1 pseudogene is annotated in these 320 nt (G+C 74.4%); it reads left to right on the forward strand.

What is annotated here, in order from left to right:
- Positions 1 to 320: pseudogene (locus tag M1M07_RS32605) on the forward strand (transposase); the annotation flags it as partial.

Consider the following 320-nt stretch of genomic DNA (forward strand, 5'->3'; position numbering starts at 1 on the left):
CGCATCGCATGGCTGCTCGACCTGATCACCGGCGCCGAAACCGAACTGCTCACCCGACTGTGGCACCCGGACACCTTCGACACCCTGGCCGCCGGCCGTGACCGCGACGGCCGGGCACTGCCCCAGCACGGACACGTCGCGGCGGCGCGGCTGGGCTGGACCCCCACCTACCCCGACGGGGTGTACGTGCCCTCGCGGGTGACGCGGGTGGTCACCGCCCAGGCCACCGCGACCCTGCGGACCCTGGCGTATCGGGATGCGGCGATCGCGGCGCTGTCGGCCCGGTTCGATCCCGCCACCGGACGCATCGCCGCACCGGA

The sequence above is a fragment of the Rhodococcus sp. HM1 genome, from assembly GCF_023218075.1.
GTDB lineage: Bacteria > Actinomycetota > Actinomycetes > Mycobacteriales > Mycobacteriaceae > Rhodococcus.